Below are 17,418 nucleotides of genomic sequence, written 5' to 3'. Positions count from 1 at the left end.
GACGTTGAATAAATTAATTTAATCATATATTAAATAGAAATGATAGTAAATGTAATTTTATAAATAAACAAATACTTCAAGGTGGGAAAAGATGATTGATAAAGATAAATTAAACGAAAATCAAAGAAAAGCAGTGGAGCATGTTGATGGACCATGCATGGTGTTAGCTGGGCCTGGGTCAGGTAAAACAAGAGTTATAACTTATAGAATCGCAAATATGATAATGAATAATAATATTCCTCCAACAAGAATATTGGCAATAAGTTTCACAAAGAACTCTTCCATGGAAATGAGAAATAGAGCTATTCAAATTTGCAAGGATAGTAGAATAAATAAAGTTACTTTTGGAACATTTCATGCTGTTTTTTATAAAATTTTAAGGTATTTTGGAAAATACGAGATGAATAGTATTCTTGATGAAAAAACAAAAAGAAATACTATTAAAGGCATACTTAAAAATTTAAAAGTAGAAAATGGCGAAGATGATGAAACAGTTGGACAAGTTATAAATGAGATTTCTTATGTTAAAAATGAGCTAATGGATAAGCAAGATTTTGAATCAGAGATTTTAACAAAAGATGAATTTATAAATACCTACAATATGTACGAAGAATATAAGGAACAAGTTAAAAAAATAGATTTTGATGATATGTTGCTGAGAACATATTATTTGCTGAGCCAAAATAAACAGGCTTTAGATATGGTTAGACAAGTTTATAAACATATTTTAGTAGATGAGTTTCAGGATATAAATAGAGTACAATTTGAAGTACTAAAACTAATGGTAAATCCAAATAACAATATATTCGTTGTAGGAGATGAAGACCAAAGTATATATGGATTTAGAGGATCTAGACCGGATTTTTTATTACAGTTTGAAGAGTATTTCAAAGGAACAGAAAAGATTTTATTAGATATTAATTACAGATCTAAAAAAGAAATAATTGACGTATCTAATAAATTAATAGAAAAAAATGTGAGTAGATACGATAAAACTATAAAATGTAATCAAGGTGAAGGTGCAATAGTAAATTATATTAAACCAAAGGATTCAGAAGATGAGGCAATTCAAATTGGAAAAGAAATTTTAGAAGAAATTAAAAAGGATTATGTAGAATATAGTGATTTTGCAGTGATTTACAGGACGAATATTCAATCTAGAGCCCTTGTAGATGTATTCATGGATATGAGAATACCTTTCACCATAAAAGACTCTATAGTGACAATATACGACCACTGGGCAGCAAGAGATATATTGTCTTACTTAAAAATTGCTGTAAAAAAACATAGTAATGAGGATTGGTTAAGGATTATTAATAAACCTTTTAGATATATATCTAGAGATAATTTAAATCAAATTAAGGAAGACAAAGACTTTGTAAATGCTTTAATAACAAAGTGCAATCTTCATCCAAAGCAAGTAAAAACTATAAATGATTTGGATATCGATATAAGTTATTTAAAACACCAATGTCCACAAGATGCCATATCATATATAAGAACAACTTTAGATTATGATAAATATATTTTAGATTATTGTGTGAATAGAAAAATAAAGACAAATGGATTAATAGAAATTTTGAATGAGATAGAAAGTTCTGCATCTAACTTTGAAACTATTGAAGAATATTTAGATCATATAGAAAAAGTTAAGGCAGAATTGGAGCAAAATCAGTATAAAAAGGAATTAGATGGAGTAGTATTTACTACCATGCATAGCGCTAAGGGATTGGAATTCAGATATGTTTATATTATAGGTATTAATGAAGGAGCAATTCCTCATGAAAAGTCTTACGATGTTGATGATAATGAGAAAAAAGCTGACCAAATAGAAGAAGAAAGAAGACTTATGTATGTAGGTATGACTCGTGCAGAAGAAAGTTTAACCTTAAGTTCTCCCATAAATAAATATGGCAAAAAAGCATATGAGTCAAGATTTTTGAATGATATAAAAAACCCCACAAAAGAAGATATGAAAAGTGTTAAAATTGGGGATAAACTTTATCACAAAAGTTTTGGAAATGGTAGAATTGTGGGTAAAGATGGGGATATGGTACAAGTTAAATTTAAAAATGAAGAAAAAACTTTAGATTACAAACTATGTATGAGAAATAATATTATGAAAAAGCTATAAATAAAAACATAAACAAAAATTAAAAAATTCTGAAATTTACTATTGACAAAGGTAAATTATCTGACTATAATTTTATTAATAATTTGAAAAAAGAAAATTCTATGAAAAAGAGAGTAGCCTAAATGGAGTTATAGCGAGTTAGGGTATGGTGTGAGCCTAATAATAAAGTTTAGAGTGAAGAGAGCTTTGGAGAAGATTATCAGAACTTAAGTATGATAATAGGTAGCGCCTGCCTTAAGGGTTTGAGTGGATAGGTAAGTGCACTACCTATCAACAAGAGTGGTAACGCGGTTAATTCGTCTCTTAGTCATTATGACTAAGGGACTTTTTTTATTGTAAGGAAATTATGTGTTATCTGACCTGTGGATAACATATAATTTATAATCTATTAGCTTTAGCAAGGTCGTTGACTCAGCGGTAGCGAAGGTATCTCGTTGGCGACATGAAGTATAGCGCCCATGCAGTGGCTTAAGCGAAGCGAATTTTTTATTTTGGAAAATTGAAATTAATTATATAAAAATATAAAGGAGAATATTGAAATGAAAGGATTAAAGAAAATATTAGGATTAACGTTAGCTGCGATGATGACGATATCATTAGTAGGCTGTTCAAGTGGTGGAGATAAAGGAGATAAAACTGAAGTAGCGGATAAACTTCAACAAATTAAGGATGCAGGAGTATTAAAAGTAGGAACAAGTGCTGAATACTCACCTTATGAATTCCATAAAGTTGTCGATGGAGAAGATAAAATAGTTGGATTCGATGATTTTATGGTTCAAGAAATGGCGAAAGATATGGGAGTAAAAGTTGAATATACAGATATGGATTTTGATGGATTATTAGGAGCTTTACAAGCTGATAAAGTTGATATAGTCTTAGCAGGAATGACTCCAGATGAAACTAGAAAGAAAAGTGTTGATTTTTCAGAAATATATTATACAAATAGCAATGTATGTATAGTATCAAAAGGAAAAGAAGACTCTATAAAAAATTCAAATGATTTAAAAAAATTAAAGGTTGGAGTTCAAAAAGGAACAACTCAAGCAGACTATGTTACTGGTGATTTAGGAATAACAGATGCCACACAATTAAAGAAAATGCCAGATTTAATGATGGATCTTCAAAATGGAAAAATAGATGTTATAGTTACAGGTAAAGCAGTAGCTGAAATAAATGTTAAAAATTATAAGAATATAGCTATAGGAAATTCAACTGTAGGTGATGAAGTTGCAGAAACTGCAGCAGCAGCTATTAAAAGGTCAGATGATAAACTTGATAATAGTGCATTTTTAAAATCTGTAAATGATACAATAGCAAGATTAGATAAAGAAGGAAAAACGGATAAATATATGCAACAAGCTTTAGAATTAGCAAAATAATAGACAGTAATTAGGAGATGGTTATATGGATTTTAGTAAATTAAGTGGATACTATGGATTAATAGTCAAAGGGGCAGAGTATACTATATTAGTATCTATGGTCTCATTGATCATAGGTTTTATTCTTGGTTTATTGATTTGTCTAATGAAAATGTCTAAAGTTAAGATATTAAAACTAATATCAAGTGCATATGTTCAAATTCTTAGAGGTACACCGTTATTTGTGCAAATATATATTATTTATTATGGATTTCCCCAATTAGGCTTCGACTTTCCTGATGTAGGTCCTATATCTTCTAAATTTATAGCAGGTGCATTTGCATTATCTATAAATTCAAGTGCTTATGTGGCTGAAATATTAAGATCAGGAATACAATCTGTTGATAAAGGTCAGATGGAGGCTAGTAGATCATTAGGTTTAGGATACAAAGATACAATGAGATTTATAATAGTCCCACAAGCTATAAAGAATGTATTGCCAGCCTTAGCAAATGAGTTTATTACATTAGTAAAAGAATCAGCAGTACTTTCTGTTATAGGAACTCAAGAGTTAATGTTTAAAGCAGGTATAGTAGTTACAGCAATTTATAGCCCGATGGAACCTTATTTAGTAGCAGCAGCTACATACCTTGCGATAACATCTGTATTATCTAAATTAGTAGGCATATTAGAGAAAAAGCTAGCTCAGTCAAACTAGAATAATATAAGGGAAAGTGATAATATGATAAAAATAAATAATTTGCATAAATCTTTCGGAAATTTGCATGTGCTTAAAGGCATAGATTTACAAATTGATAAAGGTGAAATAGTTGCAATAGTAGGTCCCAGTGGATCAGGAAAAAGTACAGTACTTAGATGCATGAATTTACTTGAGGAACCTACTGAAGGTGAAATAATATTTGAAGGAAAAAATATAACAGGTGAAAAAGTTAATATTGATGAAGTAAGACAAAATATAGGAATGGTTTTTCAAAATTTCAACTTATTTCCTCATATGACTGTTTTAGATAATATAACTTTAGCTCCTATTAAAATAAAAAAATTAAGTAAAGAAGAGGCAAATGAAAAGGCCCAGATGTTATTAAATAGAGTAGGATTGATAGACAAAAAAGATGCATATCCATCCCAACTATCAGGTGGTCAAAAACAAAGAATCGCCATAGCTAGAGCTTTGGCAATGGAGCCTGAGATGATGTTATTTGATGAGCCTACATCAGCATTAGATCCAGAAATGGTAAAAGAAGTTCTTAATGTTATAAAAGAGTTGGCTGATGAAGGAATGACTATGGCAATAGTTACTCATGAAATGGGATTTGCAAAAGAAGTAGCAGACAGAGTTATATTTGTAGATGGTGGAAAAATAATAGAAGAGGATACGCCGGAAAATGTATTTAATAATCCCGTTAATGAAAGAACAAAAGAATTTTTAGCTAAAGTTTTATAAATATATTATTACAATAAAAAACTTCCAGAGATAACCTGGAAGTTTTTTATTGTAATAAAGAAGGTATATAATATTACTGTAATTTAATTGGATAATACTAAATTTTTTTATAAATTAAATAATCTTAATAATATATTCCTTTTTCGAAATAGTCTTTAAGCTCATCAAGATTATTAGTTTTACCTAATGCTAACATTAATTTGATTCTTGATTTATGTCCGTTTAGGTCACCAGCGAAGATACATCCTAAATTTCTTAAATCTCTTCCTGATCCTAAATACCCATAAGAATCGTACACTCTACCAGTGGAACATCTAGAAGTTATAACAACGATAACTTCTTTCTCTCTGGCATATTTAACACCTTCATACATTAATGGAGGCACATTTCCTCTTCCCATTGCTTCTATTATAATACCTTTATATCCCATATCTACAGCGTGATTTATAAAAGTATAATCCATTCCTATTCCTGATTTAAATAGGGCAACTTTAGTTTCTACTTTATCAGTATCAATAAAAGTTCTAGAGGCTACATTTTTAAATAGTAAAAGCTCGTTACTATCAACTATGCCTAAAGAGCCTTTGCCAGGTGATTGGAAAGTATTTAGAGCCATAGTATCTGTTTTAGTTGCTTCAGATGCTAATAAAACTTCGTTGTTTAATACAACAAGAACACCTTTATTTTTCGCATTTTCTGATATAGCAACACAAATAGCTGATGATAAGTTGTTTGACCCATCATATCCAAGTTCAGAACTACTTCTCATAGCGCCTGTAACGATAACAGGTTTTTCATGATTTATTATTAAATCTAAGAAATAAGCAGTTTCTTCTAGACTATCCGTACCGTGAGTTATTACAACGCCACATATATCTTTTCTGTTTAATAATTCTAAAATAGCAGATTTTAATTGAATTAGTTTTTCAGGTGTCATATGAGGTCCTGGAATTTCGTCAAAGTCTTTTATTTCAAAATCAGCAACATCTTTAACGTTAGTTGCCATAGACATTATTTGTTCTCCTGATAAAGATGGTACATTTGCACCGATTTCTTTATCTATTGTCATAGATATAGTTCCACCAGTAAATAGGATACCTACCTTTTTTTTAGTAGACATAACATTACCTCCTTGAATTTAAATACTACTTTAATTATACCAAAAATATAAACTAAAAATTATTATTTTTAAAGAAATTTCAGTATTTCACTTTAAAATTAAACATAAAAAAAGAGCCGGGGAAGCTCTTTTTTTATTCTGATAAATTAAATCTAATTCGTCTTAGACATAATATATATCTATTCATAAAAAGGGGTATTTGAATAGAAACTTTAATTGGGTTATCAAGGGGATAACTACTTATATATAATAGCAATATTCGACAAATAATGCAACATAATTTTACAAATTTTTTAGAAAATTTTTTTGATTATATTTATAGCCTAAAATGTTAATATAATTAATATGTATTTGTAAAACTTTATACTATAAGATTAAAAAATAGGTCTAAAAATGGTATAATAAAAAATGCTGATATTTTTGACGAATTAATTAAAGCACATAATTGATGGATATATTAATAAAAAATATAATAGGACGGTGTAATAAATGGAAATTTATTTAGATAATAGTGCAACTACAAAACCTTATGAAGAAGTAGTAGAAGAAATGGTGAAAGCTCTTACTACAGAATACGGGAATCCTTCTTCATTGCATAAAAAAGGAATAGAAGTGGACAGAAAGATTAAAGAAATAAGACAAAATATAGCTAGAAGTTTAGGTGCTAAGGATAAAGAGATATTTTTCACATCAGGAGGAACTGAGTCTAATAATACAATTATTAGAGGAGTTGCTTATAATTTTAGAAAAACGAAAAACCATATAATATCTACTAATATAGAGCATCCATCAGTACTAAGTACATTAGCTGATTTAGAAAAAGAAGGATTTGAAATAACACTGTTAGAAGTTGATGAAAGTGGAAAAATAAGTGTAGAAGATGTAAAAAAGGCAATAAAGCCTTCTACTATATTAATTTCTACAATGCACGTTAATAATGAGATAGGAAGTATTCAACCAATTGAAGAAATAGGAAAATATCTAAAAACTTTAGAACAAAAAATATACTTCCATGTGGACTGTGTTCAATCTTACACAAAAATTAAATTTAGACCAACTAGATATAATATTGATTTTATGACAGTAAGTGGTCATAAGTTCCACGGACCAAAAGGAATAGGTTTTATGTATATTAAGGAAAATAGTAAACTAAAGCCTATTATAACTGGTGGAGGACAAGAATCTAGTGTAAGATCAGGTACTGAAAACGTACCAGGAATTTATGGTTTAGGAAAATCAGTGGCAATAATGAATAAAGACTTAGATAATAAAATTGAAAAAATACAAAGTTTAAAAGAATTATTAAAAGAAGAAATATTAAAAAATATAGATGGCGTAAAAGTAAATTCACCAGAAGACGGAGTTTGTCACATATTAAATGTTTCTTTTGAAAATATGAGAGGAGAAGTTTTACTTCATTTCTTAGAACAAAAAAATATTTTTGTATCTACAGGCTCAGCATGTTCTTCTAAGAAGAAAGGGAGCCATGTACTAAATGCAATTAAGCTTAAACCAGAAGAAATAGAAGGTGCAGTAAGATTTAGTTTATCAGATTTTAATACAGAAGAAGAAATTTTAGAAACTGTAAAAGTATTGAAAGATTCAATAAGTGACCTAAGAATGATAATAAAAAGACGATAATAAGAGGTGGAATATGTATAATTCAATTATAGTAAAATACGGAGAAATAGGTATCAAAGGTAAAAATAGATATATCTTTGAAAATAAGTTAATAAAAAACATAAAAAATATGCTAAAGCCAATAGATAAATTTAATGTATACAAGGAATACGGAAGGGTTTACGTGGATTTAGACGATTATGATTATGATGAAGTATGTGAAGAAGTTAAAAAGGTATTTGGTGTAGTTGGAGTTTGTCCAGCTGTTAAAGTGCTTAGAAATAAGGGCGAAGATGTGGAAGCAGCTTACCAAAAATTAAAAGAAACAGCACTTATAGTTTTAGAAGAGAAAATATCAAGTGGAGGTAAATCATTTAAAGTTGAGAGTAGAAGAGGAGATAAATCATTTAGATTAACTTCTCAAGACATGAGTATAGATATAGGTGGATACTTATTATCTAATGTAGGAGATAGAATAAAAGTAGATATAAATAAGCCTGAAGTTAAAATAAAATGTGAACTTAGAGAAAGTAATGTGGTAGTTTACAGTGATACTGTTCCAGGTTATGGAGGGCTTCCAATAGGAACTAATGGTAAGGCTATGTCTTTATTATCAGGAGGAATAGATTCACCAGTTGCTACATGGATGGTTGCGAAAAGAGGTATGGAAGTAGAGGCTATACATTTCCATACATATCCTTTCACAAGTGAAAAATCACAAGAGAAAGTAAAAGATTTAGCAAGAATATTAGCTAAATATGTTGGAAGAGTAAGACTTCACAAAATTAACTTACTTGAAATACAAAAAGCTGTAGGCTTAAATTGTAGAGATGAAGAAATGACTATAATCTCAAGAAGATTTATGATGAGAATAGCTGAAAGAGTAGGGATTCAAAGAAACTGTGATGCTTTAATAACAGGAGAAAGTATAGGACAAGTTGCATCTCAAACTATACAAGGATTAACTTGTACAAATGCTTCTGTAAGCTTACCAGTGTTTAGACCGCTTATAGCTATGGATAAAACTGAAATAATAGATATAGCTAAGAAAATAGATACTTTTGAAACATCTATAATACCAGAAGAAGATTGTTGTTCAGTGTTTGCTCCTAAAAAGCCTGTAACTAAGCCTAGATTAGAGAGAATAGAGGATTCAGAGAAAGCACTAGACGTTGAAAAGTTAATAGAAGATGCTATAGCTAACATAGAAGTAGAAGTTATAGAATTCTAAAAAGGTAGTAATACTACGGTATACTTTTCATATAAAAAAGTATACTGTAAAAATAAAATGTGTATGATAACATTAACTTATAAAACATTAATGAGTAGATGTTTTGGTATTTGGAAATAATATAAATTGGCCGAAAATATTTCCAAGAAGTAGTGTTTGTAGTGAAAGAAAGGTGGAGTGAATAGGGTACACTCCACTTTTTTTGTATAAAAATATAATAAATAAAGTAATTATATTAAAAAAATAATAATAGAAATAAAAGCCTTAGATAATATTTTATGCATAGGAATAGGTGGATTTATAGGTGCTATTTTTAGCAACAGGCCTTATGGGAGGTTTAACTACATTTTCTACATTTAGCTATGAAACAGTAATTTTAATAGAGGGAGGAAAGTTTGTTTTTGCAGCGCTTAATATAATTTTAAATTTATTTTTAAGTTTAATTGGCTTATCAATTGGTAAGTTTTTAATTTAAAAAAAGAAGCCTTCTTAATAAGACTTCTTTCATGATTTTATACAAATATTTATATAGTTAATATATTTAAAATATTAATTATTTTTTGCTATTAAATACTTTAACACCATGTCTTTCGATGATTTCTGCAGCTCTAGCCACATCATCAGCATCAGCATCTCTAACATCTTTTAATTCGTACTCAATACCCATGTTTTCCCATTTGTGAACACCCATAGTATGGTATGGTAAGACCTCTAATCTATCTACGTTATTTAGAGAAGCAGCGAACTCACCAATTTTAGATAAGTTTTCTTCACTATCTGTTATACCAGGTACTAACACATGTCTTAACCAAATTGGTATATGTCTTTCATCTAAATATCTTGCTAATTTTAAAGTTTTTTCTATACCAACACCAGTTAATTTTTTAGCTTCTTCTTCATCTATATGTTTTATATCAAGTAGCACTAAGTCAGTGTTATCAAGAACTTTCTCGATTTTTTCTATATCAACAAAACCAGAAGTATCTAAACAAGTATGAATATCTTTTTCTTTAGCTTTTGCAAATAATTCAGCAAGGAAATCTGCTTGTAAAGTAGCTTCTCCACCAGATGCTGTTATTCCACCACCAGATGATTTCCAATAAGAAGAATATCTAGATACATTTTCTATTAATTCTTCTGCTGTGTATTCAGTTCCACCTTTTGTATCCCAAGTATCTCTATTATGGCAGTATTTACATCTTAATGGACATCCTTGGAAGAATAAGATACTTCTTATTCCTGGTCCGTCTACTGTTCCAAATGTTTCTATTGAATGAATTCTTCCTTTAGTCATATTGCACCTCGTAAAATTAATTATTAAAACTAAAAAAGATAAAGAATATGTATACAAAATTTAAAATTAAGAAGATTATAGATTAACTGCATAAATAAATCTATAAATAAGAATATTTCATATATTTTTATATCTTGACTTTTTAAGTTTTGATTGTGTATGTTAATTTTCTAATTATTATTACCAAAAAAATTGATTTTTTATAGTAAAAGGGTAAAATAAAAAGACTAAAATGAATTTAGTCTTTTTACTTGTATTTTATCAATTAAGCTTAAGCCATTTTTCCGTGGAATGTTCTGTTTATAACATCTAATTGTTGTTCTTTAGTTAATTTGATGAAGTTAACAGCGTATCCTGAAACTCTTATAGTTAATTGAGGATATTTTTCTGGATGTTCCATAGCATCTTCTAAAGTAGCTCTATCAAACACGTTAACGTTTAAGTGATGAGCTCCATCAGTGAAGTATCCGTCCATCATTGATGAAAGATTAGTTACTCTTTCGCTCATATCTTTTCCTAAAGCACCTGGTACTATAGAGAAAGTATTAGATATACCATCTTGAGAATGCTCGTATGGTAATTTAGCAACTGATGCTAATGAAGCTAAAGCTCCGTTAGTATCTCTTCCGTGCATTGGGTTTGCTCCTGGAGCAAATGGAGCACCAGCTCTTCTACCACATGGAGTGTTACCAGTTTTCTTACCGTAAACAACGTTTGAAGTTATTGTTAATATAGATTGAGTATGAACAGAATTTCTGTAAGTTTTGTTCTTTCTTATTTTGTTCATGAAGCTTTCTACTAAGTTTACAGCTATATCATCAACTCTATCATCGTTGTTTCCGTATTTAGGGAAATCTCCTTCTATTTCGAAATCAACAGCTACACCAGCTTCGTTTCTTATAGTTCTAACTTTAGCATGTTTTATAGCAGATAATGAGTCAGCAGCAACTGATAAACCAGCTATACCACAAGCCATAGTTCTGAATACATCTCTATCATGTAAAGCCATTTCTAATGCTTCATAAGAATACTTATCATGCATGTAGTGGATAACATTTAATGCATTTACATATAAGTTTGCTAACCAATCAGTGAAAGGTTCGAATCTAGCTATTACTTCATCGTAATCTAAGTATTCTGAAGTTATTGGTTCAAATCTTGGTCCTACTTGAGCACCTGATTTTTCATCAACTCCACCGTTTATAGCGTATAATAAAGTTTTAGCTAAGTTTACTCTAGCTCCGAAGAATTGCATTTGTTTACCTATTCTCATTGCAGATACACAACATGCTATTCCATAATCGTCTCCCCAGTAAGGTCTCATTAAGTCATCATTTTCGTATTGAACTGAACTTGTATCTATAGATACTTTAGAACAGAAATCTTTGAATCCTTGTGGGAAATCTTTTGACCAAAGTACAGTTAAGTTTGGTTCTGGAGAAGGTCCTATAGTATAAAGAGTGTTTAAAACTCTGAATGAGTTTTTAGTTACTAATGTTCTACCATCTATACCTTGTCCACCTATTGATTCTGTTACCCAAGTTGGGTCACCAGAGAATAAATCATTGTATTCTGGAGTTCTTAAGAATTTAACCATTCTTAATTTCATAACGAAGTGGTCCATTAATTCTTGAGCTTCCTCTTCAGTTATAGTTCCAGCAGCTAAATCTCTTTCGAAGTATATATCTAAGAAAGTAGAAGTTCTACCTATTGACATAGCAGCACCATTTTGATCTTTTATAGCTGCTAAGTAACCGAAGTATAACCATTGTACAGCTTCTTTTGAGTTAGTAGCTGGCTTAGATAAGTCGAATCCGTAAGATTCACCCATTCTTTTTAATGCTTGTAAAGCTCTTATTTGATCAGATATTTCTTCTCTTAATCTGATTATATCTTCGTCCATGCAAGAAACTTCTAATGAGTCTTTTTGCGCCATTTTGTCTTCTATTAATTTATCAACACCATATAAAGCAACTCTTCTGTAGTCACCTATTATTCTACCTCTTCCGTAAGCATCTGGAAGTCCTGTTATTATACCAGATCTTCTAGCAGCTCTCATTTCAGCAGTATAAGCATCGAATACACCTTGGTTGTGAGTTTTTCTGTATTTAGTGAATATTTCACTTACTTGTGGGTCACATTTGAATCCGTAAGCTTCACAAGAAGACTCAACCATTCTTATACCACCTTCAGGCATTATAGCTCTTTTTAAAGGTGCATCAGTTTGTAAACCTACAATAGTTTCTCTATCTTTATCTATATATCCAGGTGCGTAAGCATCTATTGCAGAAACAGTTTTAGTGTCAACATCAAGAGTTCCACCATTTTCTCTTTCTTTCTTGAATAATTCCATTGCTTCGTCCCATAATTGCTTAGTGTTTTCAGTAGCACCAGCTAAGAAAGAAGCGTCTCCTTCATATGGAGTGTAGTTAGCTTGGATAAATCCTCTAACGTCTATTTCTTTAGTCCATCTTCCAGTTTTAAAACCTTGCCATGCGTTCATTAAGATATCCTCCTAAAAGTGATTATTACTTTTTAATATAAATAATTAGTTAATTAATGTTGTAATTCAATAAGTAACAACAAATATATTCTAACATAAACAAAGTATATTGTATACAAAAAATATATTGTAAAAATATTATGCCTTTATAATAAGAATTATATCTGACTTGTTATACTACATAAATACCCGCTATTTAATGCTTTAAACAATATCCTATAGAAATATCGGAGAATTTATTTAATTGAAAAAATGCTTATAACCTTAGTAAAAAAGCAGATGTCTACTTCTTAATAAAGAAACATTTTGGTGCATAAAGATTAAGTTTTTGAATAGCTATAAATATAGGGGGGAATAGCATGACTTTAGTTATAATTTTATTTTTGATTGGATTTCTTTTAATCACTAAAGGTGCCGACATATTTATAGAGTGTACAGTAAAGATTGGGAAGAAAACTGGAATATCAGAGTTGATTTTGGGTGCCACTATAGTAAGTTTTGCAACTACATTACCAGAGTTAACAGTTTCTGTATTTGCGTCCATGGACAATCATACAACCATGAGTTTGGGAAATGCTGTAGGTTCTATAATATGTAATACAGGATTAATTTTAGGTTTAGTTGCATTTATTAGCCCTTTTAAAGTTGATAGAAAAATGTTTTTTTCTAAATCAGTCATTTTATTAATTTCTGTAATAGCCTTAATGATTTTAGGGGCTAATGGAACTATCACCCAAGGAGATGGATTACTATTAATTGTATTACTTTCCGTTTATATGTACTCAAATATAAAAAGTGTATCGGGTAAAAATAAAGTTGGTGGCCTAAGTAATATGAGAGCGGACTCTGGCAATAATAGTAAACCTAATAAACACGAAAGCTTAAAAATAGGAGCTTCATTTGTTCTTGGATTAATAATGATGGTTATAGGCTCCAAATTGTTAGTGGATAATGGAGTGAAACTTGCTAGCTACATAGGAATTCCACAAGGGGTAATCAGCTTAACTGTAATAGCTCTAGGCACATCTTTACCTGAACTAGTATCTTCATTAACTGCAATAAGAAAGAATCACCATGGAATATCAGTAGGTAACATATTAGGGGCTAATATATTAAATATTACTTCAGTTATAGGAATTTCGTCATTAATTAATGATTTACCTATATTAGCGCAAAACATAAGGGTAGATTTTGTCTTTATGATAATTCTTTTATTAACTTTAATGATACCAACAATTAAAAGTAGCAAGATATATAGATTACAGGGGTTGGTGTTACTAGGAACTTACATAATTTACATAGCTACAATATATTTTACATACTTAACATAAACAAAAATTTTATACATATTTATATAAGGTTTTATTTAGATAATTACGAAAATAAGTGATTAACTGAATAGGACCTTTTTTTTAGGTAAAAATATAATTGCATAATATTGAAATAAACTATATAATAGAAAAGTTAATATTTATGATAACGGAAAGGAAATAAATAATTTATGAATATAATAAAATTTGAAGATTTACCAATAAGTGAAGAAATAAAAAGATCAGTGGCGGAACTAGGATTTGAGGAGCCATCTCCGATTCAAGTTCAATCTATACCAGTAATTTTAACAGGAAAAGATGTTATAGGACAAGCGCAAACGGGAACAGGAAAGACGGCAGCTTTCTCTATACCAGTGTTAGACATGGTGGATCCTAATAAAAAAAGTGTACAGGCAGTAGTATTATGTCCTACAAGAGAACTTGCAATTCAAGTTTCTAGTGAAATGAAAAAATTAGGTAAATATAAAAGTGGAATAAAGACACTTCCAGTTTACGGCGGACAACCAATAGACAGACAAATAAAATCACTAAAGAGCGGAGTACAAGTAGTAATAGGAACACCAGGACGTGTTATAGACCATATAAATCGTAGAACTTTAAAAATGGACAAAGTGAAAATGTTAGTTCTTGATGAAGCGGATGAAATGTTAGATATGGGATTCAGAGAAGATATTGAATTAATACTTGAGCAAACTCCAAGTGAAAGACAAACGACATTTTTCTCGGCAACAATGTCAAAAGAAATATTAGACTTAACTAAAAAATATCAAGATGATCCTCAACTAATAAAAATTGTAAGAAAAGAATTAACTGTACCAAATATAAAACAATATTATATTGAAACAAGAAGAGCTAATAAATTAGAAGTATTATGTAGATTAATAGATGTATATAATCCAAAATTATCAGTAGTATTCTGTAATACAAAAAGAGGTTCTGATGAGTTAGTTAGTGAATTACAAGCAAGAGGATACTTTGCAGATGCTCTTCACGGAGATTTAAAGCAAACGCAAAGAGATATAGTAATGGATAAATTCAGACAAGGTACAATAGATATACTTGTTGCTACAGATGTTGCAGCTAGGGGTATAGATGTTGATGATGTTGAAGCAGTATTTAACTATGACCTTCCACAAGACGAAGAATATTATGTACACAGAATCGGTAGAACTGGTCGTGCTGGTAGAGAAGGTATATCTTTCTCATTTGTATTTGGAAAAGAAGTAAGAAAAATGAAAGATATCGAAAGATATACAAAATCTAAATTAGTTAGACATGATATACCAACAATAGCTGATGTTGAGGAAAAGAAAGTAACTGCATTCTTCAAAGAAGTTAAAGAAACAATAAAAGAAAGTAACTTATCTAAGCAAACTCAATGGCTGGAAAATCTTTGTGAAGAAGAAGGATTAGAAGTTATAGAAATAGCAGCAGCTCTTGTTAAACTTGCTTTAGGTGACGAAGAAAAACAAGAAATAGTAGAAGAAACTTCAAACTACAGAGATGGATCTGGAAGAAGAGATCGTAAAGATAGAGACAGAGGCGACAGAAGTGATAGAAAACGTGGTAGAAATGCTGAAGCTGGAATGGTAAGACTATTTATCAACGTTGGTAAAAACCAAAGAGTACAAGCTAAAGACGTAGTTGGTGCTATAGCAGGTGAAGCTGGTATACCAGGTAAATTAGTTGGAACAATAGACATATATGACAAATATACATTTGTAGAAGTTCCAAAGGAAAATGCTAAAAAAGTATTAGATAAAATGAAAAATATAAAAATTAAAGGTAATAAAATTAATATAGAAAAAGCCAATACCAATACAAGAAGAAAATAATATAAATGAAAGTAACTTGATTTAATAAATCAAGTTACTTTTTTTGAATGTAAATATTGATAAATTTATAGCTTTAGTTATTAATATATAGGCAATATACAATACAAATGGTATACATTTATGATATAATTTAGATGAGATGTTAGTATAATTATCATAATATGAAATCTTTCCTATTTGTATGTATACAGGGGTATACACCTTTTAATGACATTAGAAGAAGGACGTTAAAAGAGGAGTTATCTATTCATTTTAAAATTCAATTCTATATGACATTACAAATTTAGTCAGAAGTATTGTGATAATTGTAATAACAAATTATTTTACTTATTTTAAACAAATATAACACTTTTGTATTTGTTTAAATCTGATAGTTATTTAAATTATAAAGATAGACTATATTAAATTAATGATAAGTAGTAGTACAATTAAATAAAATAATTATCATTTTTAATACCTCCATACACATGGATCACTTATTTATGTGTCTAGCTAGAATAGGAGGAAATTTATGGATAATAAATTTGATGTAAAAAAATTAATACAAATAAGTTTGTTAATAGCAATAGAAGTTATTTTAACAAGATTCTGTTCTATACAAACACCAATAGTTAGAATAGGATTTGGGTTCTTACCAATTGCAATAATAGCAATGATGTATGGACCATTAAGTGCTGGTATAGCATATACAATAGGAGATCTTTTAGGAGTTGCCTTATTTCCATCGGGAGCATTTTTCCCTGGATTTACATTAACAGCATTTTTAACAGGAATAGTATATGGAGTATTTTTATATAATAAACCAAAAACATGGCCTAGAATAATAGGTGCAGTTTTAACTGTATGTCTTGTTTTAAATTTAGGATTAGACACTTATTGGCTATCTATAATGATGGGTAAAGGGTATTTAGCATTATTACCAACTCGTATAATGAAGGCTGCTCTTATGATACCAGTACAATCACTTATAATAGGAATCATATGGAAAAAAGTTGTTATAAAATTTGTGAAAGTATCACATGCTTAACTTTTTAATTATATTTTAAATGCAAACAATAGAAAATTAATTATATCAAATAATTCAGCAATAAATATAGTAGATAATTTACTTGAAAGTGGTATAGCTGCTAAAATTTATTAAATAATGACGTAATCAGGATATAGTGTGTAGCAGAGCAACCACTGCGAATTTAGATAGGGTAAAATGGTTGTATAAAAAAATTCATACCAAAACCAGAACGGCTAGGACTGGAGAAAATGTCTATAAATTATAAATTTAATAGCTTTAGTGTAAGTAACAAGTGTCTAAGAGTATTTTTATACCTTTTAGACACTTTTTTATTTGAAAAAATTATAAATTATAAGAATATAACAAGTAAATTATGGAAAATATATAGATATAGGTAATAATAGGTTGTTATGCTGTTTTGAATATTATTAATATACATAATATAACAAAACTAGTTAAATTTCATTGAAGGATACAAAAGACTTTAATAGAATTGATTACTTGTAAATCTTTCATAA

General features: G+C 29.4%; 13 protein-coding genes and 1 other annotated feature. Of the genes, 10 read left to right on the top strand and 3 right to left on the bottom strand.

Translation table 11 applies throughout. The features are described from left to right. Positions 1-91 precede the first annotated feature (91 nt). The 4 genes from K0039_RS14480 to K0039_RS14465 all read left to right on the top strand — a co-directional run bounded on the left by K0039_RS14480 (position 92) and on the right by K0039_RS14465 (position 4,957). A complete protein-coding gene (locus tag K0039_RS14480; protein ID WP_228105785.1) occupies positions 92-2,134 on the top strand; it encodes an ATP-dependent helicase in 2,043 nt (680 codons plus the stop codon). 92 nt (positions 2,135-2,226) lie between these two features. Beyond that, positions 2,227-2,441, top strand: a binding site (T-box leader). A gap of 232 nt (positions 2,442-2,673) precedes the next feature. Beyond that, complete coding sequence (locus K0039_RS14475; protein ID WP_228105784.1) at positions 2,674-3,513, top strand: transporter substrate-binding domain-containing protein; 840 nt, start codon at positions 2,674-2,676, stop codon at positions 3,511-3,513. A gap of 25 nt (positions 3,514-3,538) precedes the next feature. Then, positions 3,539-4,210 (top strand): amino acid ABC transporter permease, encoded by a 672-nt coding sequence (locus K0039_RS14470; protein WP_228105783.1) that lies wholly within the window; start codon positions 3,539-3,541, stop codon positions 4,208-4,210. Between the two features lie 24 nt (positions 4,211-4,234). After that, the gene (locus tag K0039_RS14465) at positions 4,235-4,957 is read left to right on the top strand and encodes an amino acid ABC transporter ATP-binding protein (protein WP_228105782.1); all 723 of its coding nucleotides are present in this window, start codon (positions 4,235-4,237) and stop codon (positions 4,955-4,957) included. 124 nt (positions 4,958-5,081) lie between these two features. On the opposite strand, the gene K0039_RS14460 is transcribed toward K0039_RS14465, so the two are convergent. Then, complete coding sequence (locus K0039_RS14460) at positions 5,082-6,077, bottom strand: asparaginase (protein WP_228105781.1); 996 nt, start codon at positions 6,075-6,077, stop codon at positions 5,082-5,084. 489 nt (positions 6,078-6,566) lie between these two features. Here K0039_RS14460 and K0039_RS14455 point away from each other — a divergent pair, with 489 nt between their 5' ends. From K0039_RS14455 to K0039_RS14445, 3 genes are all read left to right on the top strand, one after another. Beyond that, on the top strand, positions 6,567-7,718 hold the full coding sequence (locus tag K0039_RS14455; protein ID WP_228105780.1) for a cysteine desulfurase family protein: 1,152 nt from the start codon (positions 6,567-6,569) through the stop codon (positions 7,716-7,718). A 13-nt stretch (positions 7,719-7,731) separates the two neighbouring features. Beyond that, complete coding sequence (thiI, locus tag K0039_RS14450; RefSeq protein ID WP_228105779.1) at positions 7,732-8,928, top strand: tRNA uracil 4-sulfurtransferase ThiI; 1,197 nt, start codon at positions 7,732-7,734, stop codon at positions 8,926-8,928. Between the two features lie 304 nt (positions 8,929-9,232). Next, positions 9,233-9,403 (top strand): fluoride efflux transporter FluC, encoded by a 171-nt coding sequence (locus K0039_RS14445; protein ID WP_228105778.1) that lies wholly within the window; start codon positions 9,233-9,235, stop codon positions 9,401-9,403. Between the two features lie 78 nt (positions 9,404-9,481). On the opposite strand, the gene pflA is transcribed toward K0039_RS14445, so the two are convergent. Beyond that, on the bottom strand, positions 9,482-10,222 hold the full coding sequence (gene pflA / locus K0039_RS14440; protein WP_228105777.1) for a pyruvate formate-lyase-activating protein: 741 nt from the start codon (positions 10,220-10,222) through the stop codon (positions 9,482-9,484). A 271-nt stretch (positions 10,223-10,493) separates the two neighbouring features. Continuing rightward, positions 10,494-12,725, bottom strand: coding sequence for a formate C-acetyltransferase (pflB, locus tag K0039_RS14435; RefSeq protein ID WP_228105776.1), 2,232 nt, complete (start codon positions 12,723-12,725; stop codon positions 10,494-10,496). A gap of 359 nt (positions 12,726-13,084) precedes the next feature. Between pflB and K0039_RS14430 the strand changes: the two genes are divergently transcribed. From K0039_RS14430 to K0039_RS14420, 3 genes are all read left to right on the top strand, one after another. Further along, positions 13,085-14,056 carry a calcium/sodium antiporter gene (locus K0039_RS14430; RefSeq protein ID WP_228105775.1) on the top strand — a complete coding sequence of 324 codons (972 nt, stop codon included), beginning with the start codon at positions 13,085-13,087 and terminating at the stop codon, positions 14,054-14,056. A 170-nt stretch (positions 14,057-14,226) separates the two neighbouring features. After that, positions 14,227-15,891 carry a DEAD/DEAH box helicase gene (locus tag K0039_RS14425; protein WP_228105774.1) on the top strand — a complete coding sequence of 555 codons (1,665 nt, stop codon included), beginning with the start codon at positions 14,227-14,229 and terminating at the stop codon, positions 15,889-15,891. A gap of 511 nt (positions 15,892-16,402) precedes the next feature. After that, the gene (locus K0039_RS14420) at positions 16,403-16,918 is read left to right on the top strand and encodes a folate family ECF transporter S component (RefSeq protein ID WP_228105773.1); all 516 of its coding nucleotides are present in this window, start codon (positions 16,403-16,405) and stop codon (positions 16,916-16,918) included. The last annotated feature ends 500 nt before the right edge of the window (positions 16,919-17,418 follow it).

The sequence above is a fragment of the Terrisporobacter mayombei genome (genome assembly GCF_020748465.1).
Classification (GTDB): domain Bacteria; phylum Bacillota; class Clostridia; order Peptostreptococcales; family Peptostreptococcaceae; genus Terrisporobacter; species Terrisporobacter mayombei.
Note: the sequence above shows the minus strand (reverse complement) of the source record. Positions and strands in the feature narration are given on the sequence as shown.

Excerpts from the sequence above, each read along its gene's own strand:
- K0039_RS14480 (WP_228105785.1), top strand. The coding sequence starts at position 92 with ATGATTGATAAAGATAAATTAAACGAAAATCAAAGAAAAGCAGTGGAG.
- K0039_RS14475 (WP_228105784.1), top strand. The coding sequence starts at position 2,674 with ATGAAAGGATTAAAGAAAATATTAGGATTAACGTTAGCTGCGATGATG.
- K0039_RS14470 (WP_228105783.1), top strand. The coding sequence starts at position 3,539 with ATGGATTTTAGTAAATTAAGTGGATACTATGGATTAATAGTCAAAGGG.
- K0039_RS14465 (WP_228105782.1), top strand. The coding sequence starts at position 4,235 with ATGATAAAAATAAATAATTTGCATAAATCTTTCGGAAATTTGCATGTG.
- K0039_RS14460 (WP_228105781.1), bottom strand. The coding sequence starts at position 6,077 with ATGTCTACTAAAAAAAAGGTAGGTATCCTATTTACTGGTGGAACTATA.
- K0039_RS14455 (WP_228105780.1), top strand. The coding sequence starts at position 6,567 with ATGGAAATTTATTTAGATAATAGTGCAACTACAAAACCTTATGAAGAA.
- thiI (WP_228105779.1), top strand. The coding sequence starts at position 7,732 with ATGTATAATTCAATTATAGTAAAATACGGAGAAATAGGTATCAAAGGT.
- pflA (WP_228105777.1), bottom strand. The coding sequence starts at position 10,222 with ATGACTAAAGGAAGAATTCATTCAATAGAAACATTTGGAACAGTAGAC.
- pflB (WP_228105776.1), bottom strand. The coding sequence starts at position 12,725 with ATGAACGCATGGCAAGGTTTTAAAACTGGAAGATGGACTAAAGAAATA.
- K0039_RS14430 (WP_228105775.1), top strand. The coding sequence starts at position 13,085 with ATGACTTTAGTTATAATTTTATTTTTGATTGGATTTCTTTTAATCACT.
- K0039_RS14425 (WP_228105774.1), top strand. The coding sequence starts at position 14,227 with ATGAATATAATAAAATTTGAAGATTTACCAATAAGTGAAGAAATAAAA.
- K0039_RS14420 (WP_228105773.1), top strand. The coding sequence starts at position 16,403 with ATGGATAATAAATTTGATGTAAAAAAATTAATACAAATAAGTTTGTTA.